This window comes from Chromohalobacter sp. HP20-39, from assembly GCF_033052815.1.
GTDB lineage: Bacteria > Pseudomonadota > Gammaproteobacteria > Pseudomonadales > Halomonadaceae > Chromohalobacter.
On sequence record NZ_JAWHTP010000131.1, the window covers coordinates 1 to 479 of the forward strand.

Genomic DNA, 479 nt, shown 5'->3' on the forward strand with positions numbered 1-479 from the left:
GTCGAGCAGGGTGCGCACGACGTCGATGGGCGCGCGTTTGCGGATTGCAACCGCGATATCCGCGCTTCTCAGTGGGTAGGTCACCCCCGGATCCCGCTGCCACGCGTTGCGGCTCGGGGTGAACTGACTGAACTTGGCTTTCAGCCGTTGCAGGGCTCCCCCGCGCTGCGGTTCCGGTAAATCGACAATGCCTGACCAGAGTGTCGATAGATCTGCCGTCTGCTCCGCGGGTGCCTTGTCGAGCAGGCGATCAAGGAAGATATGAGCCACCTGCGCCGAATCCTCAGGCGTGACACGGCCGTTCCCCAACACTTGCAGAAGGCGCCCGACCTCTCCCCAGGCGTACTTGCCGTCTCGCATTGGTGCGGCGCCGTCGTCAAGCAGCAACTCGATCCCGCGCAAGACCGGCTCCACCTGCAATTGGTTTGGCGCCAGACCGACAAAGAAATCCAGGCGCATGTTATTCAGTTCTGCCCGAT

The 479-nt window shown here is 62.4% G+C and carries 1 protein-coding gene; it reads right to left on the reverse strand.

Going from position 1 to position 479, the window contains the following annotated elements:
- The coding region (locus RVY79_RS17295; RefSeq protein ID WP_317465712.1) for a hypothetical protein at nt 1–459 on the reverse strand (459 nt) is incomplete at its 3' end.
- Between the last annotated feature and the right edge of the window lie 20 nt (nt 460–479).